The organism is Neisseria sp. P0014.S009 (assembly GCF_051958155.1).
Classification (GTDB): Bacteria; Pseudomonadota; Gammaproteobacteria; order Burkholderiales; family Neisseriaceae; genus Neisseria; species Neisseria flavescens_C.
The window spans coordinates 1-19,429 of record NZ_JBQCVS010000012.1 but is presented as its reverse complement, the minus strand read 5'-3'; the positions used below and the strand labels follow the sequence as shown (position 1 = coordinate 19,429).

At 48.5% G+C, this 19,429-nt stretch carries 18 protein-coding genes and 1 tRNA gene; 4 read left to right on the top strand and 15 right to left on the bottom strand.

Features of this window, described 5'->3' with window-relative positions:
- Nucleotides 1-10: 10 nt before the first annotated feature.
- Entirely contained in the window at nt 11-841 is an 831-nt protein-coding gene (locus ACTHS4_RS08985; protein ID WP_070825566.1) for a ferritin-like domain-containing protein, read from the bottom strand.
- Nucleotides 842-1,130: 289 nt separating this feature from the next.
- Here ACTHS4_RS08985 and lolA point away from each other — a divergent pair, with 289 nt between their 5' ends.
- Nucleotides 1,131-1,751 carry an outer membrane lipoprotein chaperone LolA gene (gene lolA / locus ACTHS4_RS08980; protein WP_003682545.1) on the top strand — a complete coding sequence of 207 codons (621 nt, stop codon included), beginning with the start codon at nt 1,131-1,133 and terminating at the stop codon, nt 1,749-1,751.
- 77 nt (nt 1,752-1,828) lie between these two features.
- Here lolA and glmM read toward each other — a convergent pair whose 3' ends face one another.
- Both glmM and ACTHS4_RS08970 read right to left on the bottom strand, forming a co-directional pair.
- Nucleotides 1,829-3,166 carry a phosphoglucosamine mutase gene (glmM, locus tag ACTHS4_RS08975; RefSeq protein ID WP_070825567.1) on the bottom strand — a complete coding sequence of 446 codons (1,338 nt, stop codon included), beginning with the start codon at nt 3,164-3,166 and terminating at the stop codon, nt 1,829-1,831.
- Between the two features lie 216 nt (nt 3,167-3,382).
- Nucleotides 3,383-4,249, bottom strand: coding sequence for a c-type cytochrome (locus tag ACTHS4_RS08970; RefSeq protein WP_070825568.1), 867 nt, complete (start codon nt 4,247-4,249; stop codon nt 3,383-3,385).
- A gap of 285 nt (nt 4,250-4,534) precedes the next feature.
- On the opposite strand from ACTHS4_RS08970, the gene ACTHS4_RS08965 reads away from it, so the two are divergent.
- Nucleotides 4,535-4,610: transfer RNA gene (locus ACTHS4_RS08965), tRNA-Arg, on the top strand.
- Nucleotides 4,611-4,701: 91 nt separating this feature from the next.
- On the opposite strand, the gene ACTHS4_RS08960 is transcribed toward ACTHS4_RS08965, so the two are convergent.
- Both ACTHS4_RS08960 and ACTHS4_RS08955 read right to left on the bottom strand, forming a co-directional pair.
- Entirely contained in the window at nt 4,702-5,895 is a 1,194-nt protein-coding gene (locus ACTHS4_RS08960) for an amino acid aminotransferase (RefSeq protein WP_440365767.1), read from the bottom strand.
- Nucleotides 5,896-6,005: 110 nt separating this feature from the next.
- Nucleotides 6,006-6,779, bottom strand: a complete 774-nt coding sequence (locus tag ACTHS4_RS08955) for a FadR/GntR family transcriptional regulator (protein WP_070825570.1) — start codon at nt 6,777-6,779, stop codon at nt 6,006-6,008.
- Between the two features lie 339 nt (nt 6,780-7,118).
- Between ACTHS4_RS08955 and ACTHS4_RS08950 the strand changes: the two genes are divergently transcribed.
- Nucleotides 7,119-9,095 carry a TonB-dependent copper receptor gene (locus ACTHS4_RS08950; RefSeq protein WP_440365765.1) on the top strand — a complete coding sequence of 659 codons (1,977 nt, stop codon included), beginning with the start codon at nt 7,119-7,121 and terminating at the stop codon, nt 9,093-9,095.
- A gap of 127 nt (nt 9,096-9,222) precedes the next feature.
- On the opposite strand, the gene ACTHS4_RS08945 is transcribed toward ACTHS4_RS08950, so the two are convergent.
- From ACTHS4_RS08945 to ACTHS4_RS08930, 4 genes are all read right to left on the bottom strand, one after another.
- A complete protein-coding gene (locus ACTHS4_RS08945) occupies nt 9,223-10,560 on the bottom strand; it encodes a sodium-dependent transporter (RefSeq protein ID WP_371460297.1) in 1,338 nt (445 codons plus the stop codon).
- A 267-nt stretch (nt 10,561-10,827) separates the two neighbouring features.
- Entirely contained in the window at nt 10,828-11,733 is a 906-nt protein-coding gene (locus ACTHS4_RS08940) for a metal ABC transporter solute-binding protein, Zn/Mn family (protein WP_049331107.1), read from the bottom strand.
- 79 nt (nt 11,734-11,812) lie between these two features.
- On the bottom strand, nt 11,813-12,688 hold the full coding sequence (locus ACTHS4_RS08935) for a metal ABC transporter permease (protein ID WP_440365764.1): 876 nt from the start codon (nt 12,686-12,688) through the stop codon (nt 11,813-11,815).
- Between the two features lie 76 nt (nt 12,689-12,764).
- Entirely contained in the window at nt 12,765-13,490 is a 726-nt protein-coding gene (locus ACTHS4_RS08930; RefSeq protein ID WP_440365789.1) for a metal ABC transporter ATP-binding protein, read from the bottom strand.
- Between the two features lie 270 nt (nt 13,491-13,760).
- On the opposite strand from ACTHS4_RS08930, the gene ACTHS4_RS08925 reads away from it, so the two are divergent.
- Complete coding sequence (locus ACTHS4_RS08925) at nt 13,761-14,057, top strand: DUF2288 domain-containing protein (protein ID WP_049323125.1); 297 nt, start codon at nt 13,761-13,763, stop codon at nt 14,055-14,057.
- 67 nt (nt 14,058-14,124) lie between these two features.
- Here the strand turns inward: ACTHS4_RS08925 and apaG are convergent, their stop codons facing one another.
- The 6 genes from apaG to hpnD form a co-directional block, all read right to left on the bottom strand.
- Nucleotides 14,125-14,493, bottom strand: coding sequence for a Co2+/Mg2+ efflux protein ApaG (gene apaG, locus ACTHS4_RS08920; protein ID WP_003682575.1), 369 nt, complete (start codon nt 14,491-14,493; stop codon nt 14,125-14,127).
- 96 nt (nt 14,494-14,589) lie between these two features.
- On the bottom strand, nt 14,590-15,078 hold the full coding sequence (locus ACTHS4_RS08915) for a phosphatidylglycerophosphatase A family protein (RefSeq protein WP_070825579.1): 489 nt from the start codon (nt 15,076-15,078) through the stop codon (nt 14,590-14,592).
- Nucleotides 15,071-16,027, bottom strand: coding sequence for a thiamine-phosphate kinase (gene thiL / locus ACTHS4_RS08910; protein ID WP_070825575.1), 957 nt, complete (start codon nt 16,025-16,027; stop codon nt 15,071-15,073). The genes ACTHS4_RS08915 and thiL overlap by 8 nt, the downstream gene beginning before the upstream one ends.
- A 187-nt stretch (nt 16,028-16,214) precedes the next feature.
- Nucleotides 16,215-16,934: an SDR family oxidoreductase gene (locus ACTHS4_RS08905; RefSeq protein ID WP_003747583.1), complete on the bottom strand. Its 720-nt coding sequence runs from the start codon at nt 16,932-16,934 to the stop codon at nt 16,215-16,217.
- A gap of 95 nt (nt 16,935-17,029) precedes the next feature.
- Nucleotides 17,030-18,337, bottom strand: a complete 1,308-nt coding sequence (gene hpnE / locus ACTHS4_RS08900; RefSeq protein ID WP_440365762.1) for a hydroxysqualene dehydroxylase HpnE — start codon at nt 18,335-18,337, stop codon at nt 17,030-17,032.
- Nucleotides 18,334-19,182 (bottom strand): presqualene diphosphate synthase HpnD, encoded by an 849-nt coding sequence (gene hpnD / locus ACTHS4_RS08895; protein WP_371460295.1) that lies wholly within the window; start codon nt 19,180-19,182, stop codon nt 18,334-18,336. Before hpnD ends, hpnE begins: the two co-directional genes overlap by 4 nt.
- Nucleotides 19,183-19,429: the final 247 nt, after the last annotated feature.

Sequence of the window (19,429 nt, the reverse complement as noted above, 5' to 3'; positions counted from 1 at the left end):
TTTTACCGTTTCAGACGGCCTTTTTATCCTGTTTCAAACTTTTCTCAAAATCTTCCAACATATCCAGCTCAAAACGGCTGAATCCTGCACGTTCCCGTGCTTCGATATTGACGTAGCCGCGGAAGATAAACATATCGTAACGCGCAATCAGGCTGCGGAACAGGGCAACCGGTTCCAAACCGCGCTCACGGCAAAGATGCTGATACCAATGATTGCCGATGGCGACATGCCCCACTTCATCGCGATAAATAATATCCAACACATCGCAGGTTTCCATATCGCCACGCTGCGCCACTTTTGCACGAATACCCGGCGTGACATCCAAACCGCGCGCTTCCAACACCCGCGGCACCAAAGCCATGCGCAACAAGGGATCGTAAGCGGTTTTATACGCCATGTCCAACAAATGCCCGTGCGCTTCAAAATCGCCGTAATCGTAGCCCAAGCTGTTCAGACGGCCACGCATCAAGCCGAAGTGAAACACTTCTTCTTTCGCCACCCTTACCCAATCGCGTACAAACTGAAACGGCATATTGCGAAAACGATACGCCGCATCCAAAGCCAGATTAATCGCATTAAATTCAATGTGCGCAATCGCATGCAACATCGCCGCATAGCCTTCGACCGTATTCATCTTGCGCGGCGTGACTTCCGAAGGTGCAACCAAACGCGGACGCAACGGATGTCCGGCAAAACGGCAATCCACAGGTTTTGACTTTTCAACCGTCAAACCTTCCGCCTCGCCCAACTGCGCAAACAAGGCCTGCGTCAACCTTCCCTTTTCATCTGGATTGTCCGACAGCAAAGCCTGTTCCAATAAAGGATAAGGATTCAGATACATACAAAACCATTGTTTTCAAAAGATAAATATTATAACCGTTTTAAAAAGCAAACAGAAAGACTATAATTTCACGCTTTCCGTAAAATGACATTAAATACCACACCAAACCCTTGTGTGCTTCATTAAAAAAACGTCAAAACCAAATGCAGGCCGTCTGAAGAAATGAAATTATTTCAGTCACTTGATTGGATTTTTCATATTTACACAAATTAAACCCTCCATTCAGCCCCTTGCCTGTTACACCATAACGTCTATACTGAACCCATCTCTCCGAACAAGGAACCAAAACATGAAAACTACCCGACTGTTCACCCTGACCGCTGCCGCGCTGCTTTCTTCAGCCATCGGCTTTGCACAAGCCGGCGCAGTGGATGCCCTGAAAAAATTCAATAATGATGCTGACGGTATCAGCGGCAACTTCAGCCAAACCGTTCACAGCAAAAAGAAAACCCAAACCACACACGGCACATTCAAAATCCTGCGCCCGGGCTTGTTCAAATGGGAATACACCAAACCCTACAAACAAACCATCGTCGGCGACGGCAAAACCATTTGGCTCTATGACGTAGATTTGGCGCAAGTAACCAAGTCCTCACAAGACCAAACCATCGGTGACAGCCCTGCCGCCATCCTTTCCAACAAAACGGCATTGGACAGCAGCTACACGCTGAAAGAAGACGGTTCTGCTAACGGTATCGACTATGTTTTGGCTACGCCTAAGAAAAACAACGCCGGCTACCAATACATCCGCATCGGCTTCAAAGGCGACAACCTCGCCGCCATGCAGCTGAAAGACAGCTTCGGCAACCAAACCAGCATCAGCTTCAGCGGTTTGAACACCAAGCCTAACCTTTCCAGCGGTATGTTCAAATTTACCCCTCCTAAAGGCGTTGATGTCTTGAGCAACTAAGCTTTCAGCTGAAACACAAAGGCCGTCTGAACGACAGACGGCCTTTTATTTAGTTCAATTCAACATCAAACATACTGTTACTTTTGACCTTGAATGGCAGTGGCAATTTTTTCTGCGCCTTTTTTCGCCCAGTCTGCCTGCTTGGCTTCCACCATCACGCGTACGACAGGCTCGGTACCGGATGCGCGCAAGACCACGCGGCCTTTGCCTTCGAGTTCTTTTTCCACTTCAGCCAAAGCCTCTTTGGAAGCGTCCTGCCAGTTTTGGCCTTTTTTGATGTGGACGTTGATCATGGTTTGCGGATACGGCTGCCAATCGGCGCAAACGGTGGCAAGGTCTTGATTCAAGGTTTGCAGTGCGGCCAAAACTTGCAGCGCGGAAATGATGCCGTCACCGGTATTGTGTTTGTCCATGCACAAAATATGGCCGCTGGCTTCGCCGCCAATCAACCAACCGCGTTGATGGAGCTGTTCCAACACATAGCGGTCGCCCACTTTGGCGCGGCAGAAATCAACACCCTGCTCTTTCAAAGCAACTTCCATCGCCATATTGGTCATCACCGTACCCACTACGCCGCCGATTTCCACGCCTTCGTGCGCACGTGCTTTGGCAATCACATAAATCAAGCTGTCGCCGTCATACACTTTGCCATTGCGGTCAACCATCATCAAACGGTCACCATCGCCATCCAATGCAATACCGTAATCGGCTTCATTTTGCAATACAGCCGCTTGCAAAGCTTTCGGATGGGTCGCACCACATTTCTCATTGATGTTGTAGCCGTTTGGCTCATCACCGATACTGACCACTTGCGCACCCAATTCGTGGAATACTTTAGGCGCAACTGCATAGCCTGCACCATTGGCGGTATCGACCACCAATTTCAGACCGCGCAAGTCCAAATGACTTGGGAAAGTGGATTTACAGAACTCGATATAGCGGTCATCCGCACCATTAATCCGGCGTGCGCGGCCAAGACGGCTGGACGGCTGGGTTTTCATTTCTTCATCGATTTTGGCTTCGATTTCCAACTCGATTTCATCGCTCAACTTCACACCGCCTTCGGCAAAGAATTTAATGCCGTTATCGGAATAAACGTTATGGGAAGCAGAAATCATCACACCGGCAGACAAACGCAAAGCACGGGTCAGATATGCTACGCCCGGGGTTGGCAGAGGGCCGGTTTGAATAACATTGACACCGGCGGCGGTAAAACCGGCAATCAGCGCAGCTTCCAGCATATAGCCTGAAATACGCGTGTCTTTACCGATTAATACGGTCGGTTTGATTTCGCCTTCGTGCTGCACCAAAACCTGGCCTGCCGCATAGCCTAATTTCAAGACAAAATCAGGATTGATAGGAAACTGACCGACTTCGCCGCGCACACCGTCAGTACCGAAATATTTTTTTGCCATGAGATAACTCCGTGATTGTTTTGTCGTATGTGAATATTGTTGAACTTCTTTAAAAGAATCTTGATTGTATTCGAAGGCCGTCTGAATCTTTCAGACGACCCTTGATCATGAGAATAATTTACTACTTCAGTATTATAGCAAGATCCGGATTTCCTGCACGAAAAAAGCGCATCCTTTTGCAGAATGCGCCTTCTATTCGAGATTCAAAATCAAATCTTAGAATTTAGCACCAGACTGATTAGCCATGTAATCAACTGCAGCTTTCACTTCATCATCGCTCAGGCTGCCGTTACCACCTTTGGCAGGCATTGCGTTAAAGCCTTCGATTGCATGTTTGTGCAGAGTGTCTTTACCTTGTTTGATACGAGGAGCCCAGTCTTCTTTTTTACCTACATGAGGAACACCTGGAACTGCACCGCCGTGACATGCTTGGCAGTTGGCTTCGTAAACTTTTTTGCCGTCTGCACCGCCGGCTGCTGGAGCTGCCGCACCTTTGTCATCTGCTTTGGCCGCATCTGCTTTAGGGGCTTCTGCAGGAGCTGCACCTTCAGCCGCCGGAGCTGAAGCGGCTTCACCGGAAGCGGCTGCATCGGCAGGAGCTGCGGCATCAGGATCAGGGAAAGTACCGCCGGCTTTGTTGGCCATGTAAGTAATGGCGCGTTTCAATTCTTGATCGGTCAAATCAGCCGCACCGCCTTTGGCAGGCATTGCGTTGAAACCATTCAGAGCGTGTTGGAACAAGGTATCGAAACCTTGTGCAATGCGAGGCGCCCAATCGCCTTTGTTTTCAAATTTAGGCGCGTTAGGAACGATGCTGTCTGCCGCGTGACATTGAATACAGATTTTGTTGAAAATCTGATCGCCTTGACGCTCGCCGACTGGAATACCATCGCCCAATTTCAGTTGGCCGACTGGCTGGATACGGGTTTGAGTCGCAGCTTCGGTTGTTTCGGCAACATCGCCGAATGAACCGCTTCCCGCCAGTTTGATCAGGAAGTAAATCACTGCAATAACAATAACGATACCGCTCACAAGGGTGAACAATGCAGAGCCTTGGGCTTTGTGGTCGCGGAGTTGTTTCATTTGGTAGGCCTCGCCGTTAGGTTAGGTTGTGCTGTAAGTTATAGTTTATGTGTTAAACGCAGTTAACAATATTTTGCTGGATTATACTGAATTCGCAAAGGCTTTCCAATCCATCTTGAGAAAAAGATACGCAAAAATCCTCAAAAGGCCATCTAAATTCTGCTAAGCCTTTGTAGTTAATTGATTATTCCAGCTATGCAAAAAAGTGACCGCCAATGCCACTTTCAGACACTTTCAAGATAAACTTTGCCAATAAAGCCAATATGCGTTAACCTTACGGCTTTCGCACCCATAGCTCAGTTGGAAGAGTGTCAGTTTCCGAAGCTGGAGGTCACAGGTTCGATCCCTGTTGGGTGCGCCAATTATAAATAGGCCGTCTGAAAGATGAAAATTTTTCAGACGGCCTTTTGATTTACTTCAAATAAAACTACATTCAATTTCAGATTGAACGGCTATTGCAACACTTTGGCAAATGCTTCGGCCACATAATCGATATTCGATGCATTCAATCCTGCCACACACATCCTGCCCGAATCCAGCAGGTAAACGGCAAACTCGTCGCGCAGGCGGTGTACCTGCTCTACGGTTAGGCCTGTATAGCTGAACATACCGCGCTGTTTGATGAAATAGCTGAAATCGAGATTGGGAATTTTGGCCGTCAAAACATCATAAAGCTTCTGACGCATGGCACGGATGCGGTCGCGCATGGCATAAACCTCGTATTCCCACAAAGCGCGCAGCTCCTTGTTGTTCATCACATCAGAAGCGATGTATGCGCCATGCGCGGCAGGACTGGAATAAATGCGGCGGACGGTAAATTTCAACTGTCCGAACACCAGCTCTGCTTCTTCCTTATTGGGACACACTACGCTCAAACCACCGACGCGCTCGCCGTACAGCGACAAGTTTTTCGAGAAAGAGTTGCTGACAAACAAAGGCAGGCCCATTTCGACGGCTTTACGTATTGCATAGGCATCGTTGTCCAAATCCTCGCCGAAACCTTGATAGGCAATATCCATAAATGGAATCAGCTTGTGCGTTTTGATGATATCCAACACCTCATCCCATTGTGCTTGCGACATATCTACGCCGGTCGGGTTTTGACAGCATGGATGCAAAATCAAGACGCTGTTTTCCGGCAATGTTTTGAAAAACGCAGTCATTTCTTCAAATTTCACGCCGACGGTTTCAGGGTTGTAATAAGGATACGTCCCCACTTCAAAACCTGCGCCTTCAAAAATGCCTTTATGGTTGTCCCAAGTCGGATCGCTGACATAGGCTTTTGCATCGGGGAACCAACGGTGCAAAAAGTCGGCACCGACTTTCAACGCCCCCGATCCGCCTAAAGTCTGTACGGTCGCAATGCGCCCTTCTGCCAATGCCGGATTATCCTTGCCAAACAACAAACGCTGAACGGCACTCCGATAAGTATCCAAACCTTCCATCGGCAGATAAGGAGAGGGGTGCGGTACGGCCGCACGCTCTGCTTCTGCCCGGCGGACAGATTCCAAAACCGGCATTTTGCCTTCGTCATCAAAATAAATGCCTATGCTCAAATTGACTTTTTCAGGACGCTCGTCGCGTTTGAAGGTTTCAACCAAACTCAAAATCGGATCGCCCGGATAATACTCGACATGACGGTACATGGTGCTTCCTTTGTTTTCAGACATAATTGATGAAGATTGTGTCACTAAAAGGCCTTATTTGCAAAATCAGGCCGTCTGAAAAATTCAGACGGCCTGATTATTTTTAAACGCTACCAATCTACCCGTTTTAAATCATTTTGTGCCAATACATCCGCATGCTCGCTGCGGCTTTGATATTCCCTGTCCTGCAAAATGCGGCGGGCGACATAATTCAAATGCAGTTTGGCCGCATCCGCCGCCTCGGCCGGTTTGGCCTGGGCAACGGCTTCAAAAATAGCGCGGTGCTGGGCAATCAGCGTCGGGCGCGGGTCTTCGGTTTGATGTATATAGATAATGCCACTGCGTGTTTGCTTATAAAGCATTTTGAGCAGGCTGCTGGAAAGGTGGCTGAACAGGATATTGTGTGCGGCATCGGCAATGGTTTGATGGAAACTGACGTCTGCCTCAGCTTGATGCTCCAAATTTCCGCTTTCACAGGCCGTTTCAAACTTCTGCCGCCAGAAATCAATGCGTTTCAAATCGGCGTCAGTCCGTCTTTCGGCGGCCAGCGCCGCCATACATCCCTCAACGTGGCAGCTGAAATCGAAAACGTCTGTTTCCCAATTGGTATGTTTGCCGAGCAACTCCTGCCAGCTTTGCAAAAAATCCTGCTGCGGCTTGACGGAAACATAATAGCCATCGCCCTGCCGCGCTTCCAAAACCTGCTTGGCAATTAAAATATTCAACGCCACCCTGACCGACGGACGCGACACGCCGAATTCTTCCGCAAGCGTACGTTCGGGAGGCAATTTACTGCCTTCTTCATAAATGCCGGTAGCGATACGTTCTTCCAAAACGGCTAAAACCTGATCGCTGATTTTTTGCGGACGAACCAATTTCGTCATGTTGTATTCCTGATGATTGAAGGACAGTTGTATTCGGACGGCCATAAATTGGATTGACCAATTGGCCGCCCATTCTAATCAATCCCCTATTTTTTCGTCAAGAAATGCCATTCTCCCCATTGCAAGCAGTTTAATTCAAACACATTCATTTTTATTGAGTAACCTCACCAATGCCTTCAAATCAACATTTTGGTATGACCAATCTTAATAAACAACCTATGCGCCAAAAATCTGAAAATATTGATTTAGATTAAAATCCCACTGCTTCTATTTTACTAGACTTTATGTATAATACTTCGGTATTAGTTAACATAATCCCTAATAATAGAGAGAAACGATATGAAATACCCACCATTACTTATCTTACCCATTGCCTTAGCCGTATCCCAAGCATGGGCAGATACCGATCCTACACCTGAAGAAACGGTTACCCTTTCCCCTGTCACCGTCACCGGCACACAACAAGAAAAAGCCAATCGCGTTACTTTCAACCCCAAAGCTGCTTTGCAACCCCTCCCTGCCGGAGACGGGGCAGACCTTTTACAATCCGTACCTAACATGAGCATCATCCGCAAAGGCGGCAGCTCGGGCGATCCGCTGTTCCGTGGCTTGGGTGGCTCGCGCCTCTCCGTCAATGCCGACGACCAGTTTATTTATGGCGGTTGCGGTATGCGCATGGACCCGCCAACTGCCTATATCCACCCAAATTCATTTGACAAAGTCGTGGTTACCAAAGGCCCGCAAACCGTTACCCAAGGTATGGGCTTGGTCAGCGGCTCGGTGCAATTTATCCGTAAAGATCCTGATTTCACTGAAAAACCTTACAACATCAACGCCACCCTGACGGCGGGCAGCAACGACCGCCTTGACGGCTCGCTGGAAGCCGAGTTCGGCGGCAAATACGGCTATGTCCGTACCAATATCTCCCATAACGAAGCCGACGATTACAAAGACGGCGACGGCAACCGCATTCACTCCAACTTCAAACGCGACAGCCAAATGTTGCAACTGGGTGTTACCCCGACAGAAAACACCACCATTGCCGGCACATACGAGCGCAGCAGAGCCAAGGTTGCCTACGCCGACCGCATGATGGACGGCAGCAAATTCGACCGTGATGCGTGGAATATCCGTTTTACCCAACGCAACCTCACACCATGGTTCAGCGAATTGGAACTGCGCTACGGTAAAAGCGAAATCGACCACGTGATGGACACATACAGCCTGCGTACCATCTACAATCCTGCCGGCAAGCAGATTAAAAATGCCAACAACCCTAAACGTAATACCGATACAGGCCGTCTGAAAGCTACTTTCGACTGGGATAAACTCAATCTGCAAACCGGTTTGGATTATCTGGACGACGTCCACGTCGCGCGTCATGAGCGTGGCGGCGACGGCTACAGCCACAAGCCTTACATGCCCAACCAAAGTTTCAAACAATGGGGTATTTTCACCGAAGCCTCTTGGCAGCAAGCCGATAATCAACGCTGGGTAGCAGGTTTGCGCCATGACCAAGTCAAAGCGCATTATGATACCGCGCGCGTGACTGACCCCGTTTTGAAACATCAAAAATTCAATTTGAACTCAGGCTTCCTGCGTTGGGAAAGAAATACGGACAACGGCCTGAAATACTATGCCGGCTTCGGTATTGCCGAACGTGCACCTGACTACTGGGAACGCCTGCGCTCTGAAAACAAAGCCATCCGAGCAGAGCAAAACCGCCAAATCGATGCAGGTGTAATCTGGAAACGTCCTAATCTCCACGCATCTGTATCCGTATTCGGCAGCAACATCAAAGACTTCATCATGATGGAGCGCCAAGGCATGGATTTCAACGTACGCAACATCAACGCTTCACGCTTTGGCGGCGAAGCCGAAGTCAAATGGACATTTGCGCCTAACTGGGAAGTCGGCACCAGCCTCGCCTACACCCACGGCAAAAACCGTACCGACGGCAAACCTTTGGCACAAACTCCGCCGCTCGAGTGGAACAACACCCTCGCCTTTGACAACGGTAAATTCAGCGCGGGCGCATTATGGCGCGTCGTAGCCAAACAAAACCGTTACAGCAAAGGCCAAGGCAATATCGTCGGACAAGACATCGGCGCTTCTTCAGGCTTTGGCGTACTCTCGCTCAATGCCGGTTGGAAATTCAGCAAATACGCCACATTGCAAGGCGGCGTGGACAACGTATTCAACAAAACCTATGCTGAATTCGTTAGCCGCGGCGGCGACCCGTCTGCCGGTACTCAAACCATGCGCGTGAACGAACCCGGCCGTACTGCATGGCTGAGACTGCAAGCGAAGTTCTAATCAGCCTCGCGCATCTATAAAAAGGCCGTCTGAAAATTTTTCAGACGGCCTTAATATTTTTAAGGATGTTTTTAAACAAACAGTCCGGCGAAGCAATGCAACGCCGGACTGTTTGCTCACTATCGGATTAAATCAAACCCAAAGAGTTGATGAACACCACAATAATCGCAATCGGCGCAAGATAGCGAAGCGCACCCAACCACAGATAAAGCAGCTGTTTCGGAATGGTACTGCCCATGCCTGCATCGCGCAAGACAGACTGTTTGTCCTGAACCCATGACGTAAACACAGCAACGCTCAATGCGCCAATCGGCATAATAACGGCGGAAATAATGAAGTCCCACAAGTCAAAAATGGTTTTTCCAAAAATCTTAAATTCGCCCCAAACGCCAAATGACAGCGCCGAAGGAATACCGACTATGAAAATCGCAATACCGGTTACCCAAGCGTGGCTGCTGCGCTTTTTCTCGTCTTGGCGGATGGTTGCCGCGATCACGGTTTCCAGCATGGAAAATGCAGAAGTCAGCGTTGCAAAAACAACCAACAGCATAAATACGGCGAATAAATAAGTCCCCATCGGCATTTTCATGAAGACCGCAGGCAGCACGACAAAAATCAGGCCGGGGCCTTGACCGGGTTCAAAACCGAAGGCAAATACCGCAGGAAAAATCACCAAACCGGCCAGCAGCGACACAAACAGGTTCATCCACATAATCATATGGCCGGAGCGGAACATATCCTGATCCTTACCCAAATACGAAGCATAGGTAATCATCGCGGACACGCCGATACTCAATGCAAAAAACGCCTGACCCAAAGCAGTCAGCATCGTACCCGGTTTCAAATACGACCAATCCGGTTTCAACAAGAATGCCACGCCCTCCATTGCGCCGGGCAAGGTCAGCGAACGGACAGCCAGCGCGATAAAGAGGATAAACAAACCCGGCATCAACACGCGGTTTGCCTTTTCAATGCCGTCTGAAACACCGCCTTTGACCACCCAAATGGTAATCAGCATGAACAAGCCTTGGTAAAACAGCGAACCAAACGGCGATGAAATCGTTTTGCCGAACAAGGCTTCAAAATCCGCACCGGCATGAATTTCGCCGGTAAAGCTGTGCACGACGTAGTTCAATACCCAGCCGCCGACCACGCTGTAAAACGACAGCAAAATAAAACACGCGGCCACGCCCATGCGGCCGACCCATGGCCACTGCGAACCCGGACGTAATACTTTAAAGGAATCAATGGCGTTTTTACCGCCCGTACGGCCGATGTAAAACTCGGCCAATTGAACCGGCAAGGCTACCAAAATAGTGAAAATCAAAAATAAAAGAAAGAATACGGCGCCGCCGTTGGTACCGGCTGTATAAGGGAATTTCCAAATTGCACCCAAACCGATGGCCGAGCCTGCCGCCGCAAGCACAAAGCCGATTTTGGATGACCAAGACGAATGGTTGCTCATGATGTAATATTAAGAAACGTGAAGATGCCGAATTGTAACAGGGTGAAGTCAAGCCGTGAGTGACCGGCAGACAGCCGATAAGCAATTCGCACGGATGGTGCGTACTTACCAAGCAAATTAGCATGAATTTTTGATAATTAAACTTCTAATAGCACAAATTTTATTTTTATATTCTAAATTTGACGGTTTATTTCAAAAATAAGCATATAAAAGGCCGTCTGAAACCTTGTTTTTAAAGTTTCAGACGGCCTTTATCCTTAAGCCGCTTTATTTTTTCATGGCATCGGTCATAACTTTGACATTGTAGCGGTACATGCCGATGTAGCTGTTTGCCGGTGCGCCACCTAATGCATCGGAATACAAACGTCCGCTGACATTAACGCCGGTTTCTTTGGCAATACGGTCAATCATGCGCGTGTCTTTGATATTTTCAGTAAAGACGGCTTTAATGCCCTCGCGTTTGATTTGGCGGATAATGGAAGCCACTTGTTTGGCAGATGGCTCGGCTTCGCTGCTCACGCCTTGAGGGGCGATGAATTCAATATTGTAGCGTTTGCCCATGTAAGAGAACGCGTCGTGTCCGGTCAAAACTTTACGCTTGGCAGCAGGTACGGCATTAAAGGCAGCCTGCGCATCGCTGTGCAGTTTTTTCAGCTGCATTTGATAGTTGCCCAAACGTTGCTGATAGTAGGTTTTGCCTTCAGGGTCGGCTTGAATCAGCGCATTGGCAACGTTTTGCGCATAAGTACCCATCAGGACGGGGTCGGTCCAAACGTGCGGGTCAAACTCGCCGTGATCGTGATGATGGCCTTCGTGATCGTGGTCATGATGATGGCCGCCCTCTTCTGCTTTCAAAGCCTGAATGCCTTTGGTCGCTTCGGCGAAAGGCACTTTGCTCTGTTTGACTGCACGCTGTACATCGGCGGCTTCCAAGCCCAAGCCGTTGAGCAATACCAATTTGGCACTGCGGATTTTTTTGATGTCGCCACTGGTCATGTGGTAGGCATGGCTGTCTTGGTTGGGGCCCACCAAGCTTTGAACGGCCACACGGTCGCCACCAATCTGTTTGGCCACGTCGCCCAAAATGCTGAAGCTGGTGACAACAGGCAGCGGAGCGGCATAAGCTGCACCGGTCAATAATGCGGCAACGATGCCGAGTTTCCAATGTTTCATATTCTCTCCAGTGATATAACGTAACATTAACATCATCATAAAACAGACCGCCTGATTATTCAAGCGGCCGTCTGAAAAATCATGCCGTGCGATGTTTCTTGCGGCGCAGCCATTTTGCCAAAATGCCGCCTTCCCAACCGAACACGACGGAAATCAAGTAAAGCGTGCCGCAGCATAAAATAATCGCCGGGCCGGACGGGATTTCGATATGGTAGGAAAACAACAGTCCTGCCAAGCCGCAAAGCAAAGCCAACGCGACTGACAAAATCATCAGCCAACCCATGCTTTTCGCCCACAGTCTGGCGGTAATCGCAGGCAACATCATCAATCCGACTGACATCAGCGTACCCAATGCCTGAAAACCGGCAACCAGATTCATCACAACCAGCACCAAAAACAGCACATCCCAAAAGCCGCCCTTACCACCGACAGCTTTAAGGAACAAAGGGTCTATGCTTTCCAACACCAGCGGGCGGAACATGACCGCCATCAGCAAAATAGTGACACTCGCAGAAACGGCAATCAGCTGCAAAGCCGGAATATCCACTGCCAATACCGAGCCAAACAGCAAATGCAGCAAATCGACGCTGCTGCCGTTTTTGCTGACCAAAACCACGCCGATGGCAAGGCTGCTCAAATAAAATGCGGCAAAGTTCGCATCTTCTTTCAATGAAGTAAACCGGCTGACCAAACCTGCCAGCAAAGCCATCAGCAAACCGGCCGCAAAACCGCCGACGCTCATCGCAGGCAAACTCAAACCGGCAAACATATAGCCAATGGCCGCACCGGGCAAAACCGCATGGCTCAAGGCATCGCCCACCAAACTCATGCGGCGCATCACCAAAAATACACCGACAGGCGCTGCGCTCAATGCCAGACAGAAAATCGACGCCAGGGCATAGCGCATAAAGTCAAATTCAGCAAACGGCGCGACGACCAAATCATATAAATCCATGTTTTATCGCTTTTTTATTAATCTCTGAAAGCCTGAGGCCGTCTGAAAAACACTTACTTTCAGACGGCCTTGTCCATTAAACCGCGCACCAATCGGCCGCTTCCTGTTTCTGCATCATTCGGTTTGCCTGTACCAAAAATTCATCGGTCAACACATTTTCCGTCGCACCGGCAGTTACTTTTTCACGCGCCAAAAGCAGCGTGTTGGCAAAATATGCCCTCACCTGCTCGTAATCATGCAACACGGCAATCACCGCCTGACCGTCCTGATGGCACTGGCGCAAAACTTCCAACAGCGCATAAGTCGTCCGCGCATCCACTGCGTTAAACGGTTCGTCCAGCAGCAAAAATTTGGCATCCTGCACCAGCATCCGCGCAAACAATACGCGTTGGAACTGGCCATTGGACAAGTGCGCGATTTGGCGCGTGGCAAAATCCTGCATTTCCACGCGTTCCAAAGCCGCCATCACGCGCTTTTTCTGCACCGCGTTCACGCGTCCGAAAAAGCCGATTTCATACCACAGCCCCATCGCCGCCAGTTCAAACACCGTCATCGGCTGGCTGCGGTCAATGTCCGACTGTTGCGGCAGATAGGCAATGTCCTTGCGCGCCATATTTTCATAGCGCACGCTGCCCGTATCCGTCTTCTGCAAACCCATAATGGCTTTGAGCAGGGTCGATTTGCCCGCGCCGTTCGGCCCGAAAATCGTCCACATCTTGCCATCTTCAAACACCATATCGATATGGTGCACCACCGGCCTTCGCTGATAGCTGACCGTCAGATTTTCCACCACGATACTCATGGCGACACCGCCCAAAAATATACAGCCCACAACGCCGCCAATGCGGCAAGCGCAATCAGCAGCCTTTGCAGCAATCCGGTCAACAATACAGAATTCATAAGCCTAAAACCGCCCTTGCCCGAATACGGACAACAGGCCGTCTGAAAGAAAATTAAAACATTAAAATGATACTGTATAACGTTAACCCTGTAAATTTCTTTCGTTTTCAGACGGCATCGGGCAAAAGGCCGAATATCGGTTACAATCCATTTTTTATTTGATGATTGCCCTATGTCTATTCCACTCTTAAACGAAAAACTCAATACCGAAACTGCCCGCATTTCATGGGAAGAGCTGCAACCCCACTTCGCACGCGGTGCCGCCGTCTATGTTGCGCCCGATTTGGATTTGATTGCCGTCGCCCGTCATGTTGCCGAAGATGAAGCCGCGCCATTGAAACAATGGATGGAACAAGGCAAATTCGGTGCCGTCAGCGATGATATGGCGCGCACATTTTTAGCGGATAAGCAGGAAATGTGGGCGGTTGTCGTGGCGCCGTGGGTATTGGTACAGCCTTGCAAAGACTGATTAGGCCGTCTGAAAAATGAAAAACCGGAACATTTCGCATGTTCCGGTTTTTCATTTTTCAGACGGCCTATTGCAACGTAAAGCCTGCTTTGAATTCAAGCTTCGGCACCCCGATAACGAAACGTTTGCCGATACTGTCTTCAAACTCATACGCGCCTTCGATACTGCCCCAAGGTGTGCTGATTTGCGAACCGCTGTTGTACTCATAGGCTTCGCCCGGGTACAAAACAGGTTGCTCTTCAATCAGGCCAGCATGACCGACCTGCTCTGTCTCACCGTGTCCGTCGGTGATTTCCCAAAAACGCTGACGCAAAGTAATGATTTCATCACTGCGGTTGCAGATGGTAATCAGATAATTGAAGGCGTAGCGGTCGCGATAGACGTCGCTCTGACCGGCCATATAACGCGGCTCCACGTTAATCTCGATTTCATTCATAATTGTTTACCCCGTATGGTATTTATTTTATTTCAATCCGGATAATTCCGGCGTGCCCGCCCTATTTTTGCAAAGGGTCGAAACACTTAAAACGCATCACGCGATCCAATAAAACAGGCCCAAGACCATCAAGGTCATCGCAGCCGCAATCAAATCATCAAGCATAATGCCTAAACCTCCATGAATCCGCCGGTCAAACCATTTGATCGGCCATGGTTTCAACGCATCAAACAAGCGGAAAATAATAAAAGCCGCCAGCCACCAGCTCCATTTAAACGGAATCAGCGACAGCACCAACAGCATCGCGACAATTTCATCCCAAACGATACCGCCGTAATCCTGAATACCCAGTTCCCTCTCGGTATAACCGCAAATGCGGATACCCCAAAAAAACAAGGCGATACACAATAAAAGCAATATCCAGCCGTCTATGCCCAACAGGCACAATACAAAAGCCAGAGGTAATGCTGCCAGCGTTCCGGCCGTACCCGGCGCAACCGGCGACAAGCCGCTGCCGAAACCGAATCCTAAAAAACACAATGGTTTTTGCAACAGCCAAGAAAAAGTAGGTTTACGTTCAGCCAAAATGATCAAATCCTAAAGAAGTCAGTTCCAATACGCCGCCTTCGGCATCCAAAATATTCAGACGGCCTGAGTCAGTCATTTTACCAATTCGGGCGACCGGTACGCCACTTTGTTCCGCTGCCTGACAAACGCGTTCCCTATCTTCTGGAGCGGCAGTAAAAATCAGTTCGTAATCGTCGCCGCCGGCCAATACCGCCGACAACCATTGTTCGCGCGACAAAACGTTTTTCAATTCAGGCAACGACGGCACACAATCGGCAAATATTTCCGCCCCGACAGCAGAGGCTTTCAAAATATGCCCCACATCTTGAGCCAGGCCGTCTGAAACATCTTGCGCGGCATGGGCAAACGGCAACAATGCCTGCCCCAATGAAACACGCGGCTCCGGACGGAGCAATTTATCATCGCAAACCGCCATGATTTCAGACGGCAATTGATAATGCCCCAGATGTTTGTTCAAAGCAGCGGCAGCCAAACCCAACCGACCCGATACCCAAATATCGTCGCCGACTTCGGCTGCATCACGCCGCAGGGCACACCCTGTCGGAACTTCACCTACTATCGTTACATTAAAGACCAAATCGCCTTTGGTGGTATCGCCACCAATCAACACCGTATCAAAACGCGCGGCCAAAGCAAAAAAGCTATCGCAAAAACGTTTGAGCCAGTCTTGATTCAATTCAGGCAACGCAGCACTGAGCAACACCCAACGTGGCTTGGCACCCATAGCGGCCATATCGGACAAATTTACTGCAAGCATTTTCCATGCCAAATCTTCGGGCAAAACATCTTCAAAAAAATGTCTGCCTTTGACCAACATATCAGCGCTAAAACATAAATCAAATCCGTTACTTGGGCGAATAATAGCGGCATCGTCCCCTATACCCAAAATCAAACCTTCCGATTTTTGTCGCTGCAAATATTGTCTGATAAAGTCAAATTCCGTCATATTTATCCAATATAACTATAACTTAGATTACTATATCTAATTTTGTGCCAGCCTGATGTTTGCCTGTTAACACGTCAAACATCAAACTTCCATATTATTTAGATATGAAACTCAATAAGTTAAAGGCCGTCTGAAAATATAGATTTCAGACGGCCTCATGTTCTCAAACCACTCTGAGTAGGTAGATTTACAGATAGACGATTTCGCCTGTCCGCCCCCTGCTCTCTCGGCTTGCCCACCAAATAAATTGCGGCAGGACATCTTCGTAGTTTTTACGTTCGCTTTTCGATTCGCCCGGATGAGATTTGATACGTTGCGGCGAATTGATGGCGCCCGGCACCAAAACATTGGCACGCAGGTTGTCAAAACGTTCCCACTCGTCCGCGGCCACTTTACACAAATAATTGAGCGCAGCTTTGGAAGCACCGAAACCGCCCCAATAAGCTTGCGGTTTTTCGCCGTGGCTTTCGCCGACAAAAATCACAGAAGCGTCTTCGGATTGCTTCAACAATGGGAACAGCGCACGGGTCAAGCCCATAGGCGCAACGGTGTTGATACGGTATTGGTTGACCCATTCCGATACGGTTTGGAAATCCAATGGCGACAAGGCATAGAAATAGCTGGCGCAATGCACCACGCCATCCAATTTTCCGCCGGTGGCTTCATCAATAGTTTCCGCGAATTGCTTAAATTCTTTCTCCTCCGCGCTCATCAAATCAAAGCAGATAGCAAACGGCTCAGGGCTGCCCGCAGCCACAATGGCATCATATACTTTTTCCAAACGCTTTTGATGACGCGCCACCAAAATGACAGTCGCTCCAGCAGCCGCATAGGCTTTGGCAACCTGCTCGCCCAAGCCTTGGGATGCGCCGGTAACCAAGATGGTTTTGTCCGCTAATGTCGTCATGAATTTTCCTTGAACTTTATGGTTTCGGATATTGTATCGGCTTGGTAAGTTTTGTAAAGTCAAAAAGGCCGTCTGAACATTCAGACGGCCTCAGTTTATTCAACCTGCAAATCCAGCATAAGCTTTTCAGCCGCTGCAAAGCCAGACTGAACCGCAGCCTCCAATGTTGCCGGATAGCGCGGATGGAGATAGTCGCCGACCGGATAAATACGGCGATGTTGCAACCATGAGAAATCAGGTTGTACAAAATCAACCGTTGCCGCCGTAGTCGCGCGTTTTTCCGTAATAATACGTACGGCTTCAGGCTTACCCAAATCCGGACAAATCCGCTTAATGTCCGCATGAGCTTTCTCGGCCAAATCTTTATCCTTCCAAGCCTCGGTGCAATCGGAAACGCTGATGACAACCGCGACTTCATTATCCGGTAAACCCAATGCCCCCCGATGTAACACCCATTGCGCCGTACCATCGGCAAATCCGGTTAAAGGTGCAGGCAGTTTGACTGCTTGGGCATAACGCAAATAAACCGTGGTAATCGCATGATAGTGCAACGATTGATAGGCCGTCTGAATATAGTCAGGCGTATCTTCAGGCAAAAGCGCATCAACATGATATGGCGCAACAGCCAAAATCACCGCATCAAATACTTCGCCATTGATTTCAATTCGGCCATCAATATGATGGTTCAAATGTGAAACACGAGTTTCAAGATGTATCTTTGCACCATGCTTGTGCAGAAAATTCAAAGCCGGTTCGGCTACAATCCGCCCTAAATCCTGCTTAGGCAAAAGATAATCGCTGTTCGCCTTTTCAGACCATACGCCATCATTCAATACATTACATAAAATGCGCAGCGATGCCTGTTCTAATGGCGTATTTAAAGCACCCCAGACCAAAGGTTGCCAAAATTGGCCAAGCAGGCTGCGGGGAATATTTCGTGTTCTCAACCACTTTGCAACCGTCAAATCGGTTTTATGATGAGCAGCCCAACGTTGCAATGCCGACATATCCGACAGCAATTTGATTCTCAATGAAAAAGAAAGATTTTTCGCACGCAGGATACCGACAAGCAAATGCCAAGGCGCAGGCAGAGAGGCCGTCTGAAACTGTAATCCCTCATGGATGTACCATTGCAAAGGCTGGCGTAAAAAGGCTGATTCAGGTTGAACACCAATATGTTGCATCAAAGTTTGAACACCATGATACGCGCCCAACAAGATATGCTGCCCATTATCCAAAAAGCTGAATCCATCATCTTTTCCAGCCAAGACACGCGCCCTACCGCCTGCCTGTCTCCCGGCCTCAAACAAAGAAATATCAGCTCGATGAATCAGGGAAACCGCCGCAAACAAACCTGCCCAACCGGCACCAATCACAGCAATTTTTGGACGTTTAGTATTCATGGTTTAAATCCAAACAGCCAAGTTTTTAAAGCAATACGTTTTTTACGGGGAGAAGGAATCGCAATTTTATAAGTCAAAACATTTTGCGCACCATCACGGTCAATTTCATTCAACAACGCATAATAAATAGCCGCCATAATCAGGCCGACTTTTTGCGATTTCCTATCCTCAGCCGGCAAAAGCAACATCGCTTCACGATAAGTTTCACGCGCCCTATTCACTTGAAATTTCATCAATTTTGCAAAATTATCTGTCTGTTTGCACTGCATGATTACATTGGCAGGTACATCAAACTTCTGCATTTCCTCTATCGGCAGATAAATTCTTCCCTGTCGCGCATCTTCGCCCACATCGCGAATAATGTTTGTCAACTGCAAAGCCAAACCCATTTTGTCCGCATATTCCAAAGTTTTCTGATTTGAAAAACCTAAAATCCGCGCAATAAGGCACCCCACTACCCCTGCAACACGGTGGCAATACAGCTTTAATTCATCAAAACTACCATAACGAGCCTGCTCCAAATCCATCTGCATGCCATCAATCAAAGCTTCAAATTCATTCTTCGGCAAATCAAAATTTGCCCGAATATCTTTTAAAGCTTGATGAACGGGGTGCTCAGGCATCTCATTATTAAACACTTTCTCTAAATCACTGCGCCACCAGTTCAACGTTATCTGAGCTACATTTGGATCGGTACAGCCATCAACTACATCGTCTAGTTCGCGACAAAAAGCGTATAAAACAGTGATCGCATTCCGTTTTTCTATCGATAAAAAACGAAAGCCAGATAAAAAACTGGAATGGCTTTCGGCAACCTTTTGATGACAATAATCCAAAGCAAGCACTGTGAGTCCTAAAAATATCGTTATAAATAATTAGCAGGGATTTTATCTGTATTTAAAAAAGTACGCCAATATCAAAAACTCATCTTACAACAAGGCCGTCTGAAAGCTGATCTTAAGTATCTTTCAGACGGCCTAATATCCTACGTCGCCAATATCGAAACCAGCAGCAACACCACCAACAGCTGTATCAAAGAGTAGCCCCTCTGCACAGTTGCCCCATCCCGTTTTCCGTCAAATGCATTTGAGT

Coding starts and splice junctions, on each gene's coding strand:
- ACTHS4_RS08985 (WP_070825566.1), bottom strand. CDS start 841: ATGTATCTGAATCCTTATCCTTTATTGGAACAGGCTTTGCTGTCGGAC.
- lolA (WP_003682545.1), top strand. CDS start 1,131: ATGAAAACTACCCGACTGTTCACCCTGACCGCTGCCGCGCTGCTTTCT.
- glmM (WP_070825567.1), bottom strand. CDS start 3,166: ATGGCAAAAAAATATTTCGGTACTGACGGTGTGCGCGGCGAAGTCGGT.
- ACTHS4_RS08970 (WP_070825568.1), bottom strand. CDS start 4,249: ATGAAACAACTCCGCGACCACAAAGCCCAAGGCTCTGCATTGTTCACC.
- ACTHS4_RS08960 (WP_440365767.1), bottom strand. CDS start 5,895: ATGTACCGTCATGTCGAGTATTATCCGGGCGATCCGATTTTGAGTTTG.
- ACTHS4_RS08955 (WP_070825570.1), bottom strand. CDS start 6,779: ATGACGAAATTGGTTCGTCCGCAAAAAATCAGCGATCAGGTTTTAGCC.
- ACTHS4_RS08950 (WP_440365765.1), top strand. CDS start 7,119: ATGAAATACCCACCATTACTTATCTTACCCATTGCCTTAGCCGTATCC.
- ACTHS4_RS08945 (WP_371460297.1), bottom strand. CDS start 10,560: ATGAGCAACCATTCGTCTTGGTCATCCAAAATCGGCTTTGTGCTTGCG.
- ACTHS4_RS08940 (WP_049331107.1), bottom strand. CDS start 11,733: ATGAAACATTGGAAACTCGGCATCGTTGCCGCATTATTGACCGGTGCA.
- ACTHS4_RS08935 (WP_440365764.1), bottom strand. CDS start 12,688: ATGGATTTATATGATTTGGTCGTCGCGCCGTTTGCTGAATTTGACTTT.
- ACTHS4_RS08930 (WP_440365789.1), bottom strand. CDS start 13,490: ATGAGTATCGTGGTGGAAAATCTGACGGTCAGCTATCAGCGAAGGCCG.
- ACTHS4_RS08925 (WP_049323125.1), top strand. CDS start 13,761: ATGTCTATTCCACTCTTAAACGAAAAACTCAATACCGAAACTGCCCGC.
- apaG (WP_003682575.1), bottom strand. CDS start 14,493: ATGAATGAAATCGAGATTAACGTGGAGCCGCGTTATATGGCCGGTCAG.
- thiL (WP_070825575.1), bottom strand. CDS start 16,027: ATGACGGAATTTGACTTTATCAGACAATATTTGCAGCGACAAAAATCG.
- ACTHS4_RS08905 (WP_003747583.1), bottom strand. CDS start 16,934: ATGACGACATTAGCGGACAAAACCATCTTGGTTACCGGCGCATCCCAA.
- hpnE (WP_440365762.1), bottom strand. CDS start 18,337: ATGAATACTAAACGTCCAAAAATTGCTGTGATTGGTGCCGGTTGGGCA.